4 protein-coding genes are annotated in these 2,570 nt (G+C 57.4%); all 4 read right to left on the reverse strand.

From position 1 onward, the window contains the following. Positions 1–629: IS1380 family transposase (locus tag GEU01_RS20715; protein ID WP_019086699.1), on the reverse strand; the 629-nt coding region annotated here is incomplete at its 3' end. A gap of 71 nt (positions 630–700) precedes the next feature. Further along, entirely contained in the window at positions 701–1,207 is a 507-nt protein-coding gene (locus GEU01_RS23650; RefSeq protein ID WP_019087555.1) for a DUF4231 domain-containing protein, read from the reverse strand. A 15-nt stretch (positions 1,208–1,222) separates the two neighbouring features. After that, positions 1,223–1,492 (reverse strand): TIR domain-containing protein, encoded by a 270-nt coding sequence (locus GEU01_RS27375; RefSeq protein ID WP_081500049.1) that lies wholly within the window; start codon positions 1,490–1,492, stop codon positions 1,223–1,225. A gap of 36 nt (positions 1,493–1,528) precedes the next feature. After that, positions 1,529–2,477 (reverse strand): IS630 family transposase gene (locus GEU01_RS25235; RefSeq protein WP_240906627.1). Its coding sequence is split into 2 segments (ribosomal slippage): positions 1,529–2,138 and positions 2,137–2,477, totalling 951 coding nucleotides; the frame shifts between segments, so codons are not numbered across the junction. Positions 2,478–2,570 lie beyond the last annotated feature (93 nt).

Consider the following 2,570-nt stretch of genomic DNA (forward strand, 5'->3'; position numbering starts at 1 on the left):
CGAATTTCCTGTCCGGACGGGGTCTTGCCCGGGCGGATGATAATGGCAACCGGCCTCGACGTGGCGGCATCGTAAACATGGATCGGCATAAAGCACCGCTCGTCATGATGCGCGTTGAACAGGGCGAGTTGCTGATGACCGTGCACCACATCGACCGTATCGTCGATGTCGAGCGTCACCGCGGCGGGTGGCCGGGCGTAGCTGTCGCACCATGTATCGACCAGGGCATAGGTCAGGCGAATGACCTCGCGCAAAGTCGGGGCGTTCTCCCAACGCGAGATCGTGGGTTGCGAGCACAGATCCCGACCCGTATCGGGCAGTCGTCCGCAGGCGAGCTTGAAACCCGGATCGCACCGCAGGTGATCGAGGTCGTCGGCGTCCTCGTAGCCGCAGGCAATGGCCAGCATACGGGCGCGCAGAATATCGGCCACCCCGTGTGTCACCCGTCGCGGATTGCGTGGATCGGCTATGAGCCGGGCGAGGCGATCGGCCATGCCGATCCGCCGCTCGGCGGCAGCCAGCAACAGGACACCACCATCCGAGGTGATCCGGCCACCATCAAAATCAGCCGTGATTTTCTTGTGTCGGATGGCTGGAAACAGGAACGGCTGGCTCGTATCGTCGGACATGGCGGGTGTGGCTCGGCGTGATCGGAGAAACGGATGGCTTTGACACCCAATTCGTAAACCCAATCAAAAGCTTAGGCGATACCCGCCGCCCAGTCTCGACCGCCCCCGTGAATAAGATGGGCTAGACCTTTGCCACGCATTGCTTCCATAACAGGCGTGAACTGCTGACCATCAAGATGTCTTGTCAGCGACTGGCATACCTCTCGGTTCTGCTTGACAATTTGCTTTAACGTCCGGCGAAACTCACTATGAGCACTTGCATCATCTCCTTGGAATGGCTCCGCTCGGGAAACATAACGCCAGGTAATGGTCTTGATGGATTCGGCCACAGCTCTACCTGCATACCAAAGTTGGTCCGGACGCATTGCAAATAAATATATCGAGCAACCAAGTGCGCCCAGAAAGGCAAGAAGCTGGGCTACCGCGATAGACCAGTGAGAAACGCTGATAATTGAAAGAACAGCAGCAACCACAAGCGTCACAAGGTGCACGCTCAACGCGAGAAAGAAGTGCTGCTGCGACTTCAGAGATAAATCATCTGCAGACCGATAAAGCGCGGGAAAATCCTGCTCCTGCATACGGCTAAATTCCTGTCATTTATATCCGAGCTGCTGGTAAACCTCATCTTTATAGGACCAGTTATCCGTCGCCCTCATGTTCCAGTTTGAAAGCGCATACGCTACGATCTTTGGAGAAAAGGGAACAAATATGGCACCAATATTCTTGATAATCGGCTGGCACGTAGCATCTACCATATATCGCGATCCATCGAGGTTGATGCCAATTATCCGGCAGCCCTTTTCCAGAGCTACCTCCATCTCCCAACGCACGTACTTGTGCTTAGAGCGGGTGTCCTGCCCAATGAGTACCGCGAATGTGCCAGCTAGAGCATAATCCGATCAGTCTGGTTCATATCCAGCGGCGGTGAAGCACGCTGCGGCCTGGCGATGAGAGATATCGTCAATTGCTCCACAGACGGTATTTTGAAGAGCGTCGAGGGTTCGCGGTGCCACCCGTCTGATCCACGCCTTCATTTTGGCGAAGATGTTTTCGATCGGGTTGAAATCAGGACTGTAGGGCGGCAGGAACAACAACCTGGCGCCGACTGCCTCCACAGCCTCGCGGGCAGCGGCTCCTTTATGGGCGGGCAGATTGTCCAGAATGACGACGTCTCCCGGCGACAGGGTTGGAACGAGCACCTTGCGGGTATAGGCGGCAAACCATTCGCCGGTCATTGGGCCGTCCAGCATCATCGGTGCTGTCATGCCGGAGAGGCGCAGCCCGCCGATGAACGTCGTGGTTTTCCAGTGCCCGTGGGGCACGGACATCCGACAGCGCGTGCCCCGTTGTGACCGCCCCCGCAGGCGGGCCATCTTCGTTGAGACGGCTGTTTCGTCGATGAAGATCAGACGGGCCGGATCAAGGTCAGGCTGACTGTCAAACCAGGCCTCGCGCCGCTGTGCGACGTCGGGCCGTGTCTGCTCGCTGGCGTGCGCCGTTTTTTTTGATGGTCATGTCGTGACGGTCGAGACAGCGCCAGATCGTACTCGGCGCAAAGCGGACACCGTGTTCCGCTGCAAGTGTCTCCGCCAGTTCGACAAGGGAAATATCGGCCTTTGTTTCAATCGCGGCTAGCAGGAAGGCTGACCACGCTTCAATCCGGTGAGAACGGCGATCACCGCCCTGTTTAAGCGCATGGTCACGACCGCTGGCCTGCCACTCGGCAACCCAGCGGATAACGCTCGACGAAGACACACCAAAACGAACCGCCGCCGCACGACGGGTCATGCCAGAGGCAACAGCCGCAATCGTGCGGCGGCGAAGGTCAGCAGACAGGGCTCGGGTCATACGGGCCGGCCTCCATACCGGCACATAGTATGAATCAGATTTCGACCAGTATGGGAATCTTAAAATGAACCTATTAGATCAGATTATGCTCTA

The sequence above is a fragment of the Komagataeibacter europaeus LMG 18890 genome (genome assembly GCF_000285295.1).
Lineage (GTDB): Bacteria > Pseudomonadota > Alphaproteobacteria > Acetobacterales > Acetobacteraceae > Komagataeibacter > Komagataeibacter europaeus.

Bases quoted from the DNA above. Each gene is read 5' to 3' on its own strand.
- GEU01_RS23650 (WP_019087555.1), bottom strand. From the start codon at position 1,207: ATGCAGGAGCAGGATTTTCCCGCGCTTTATCGGTCTGCAGATGATTTA.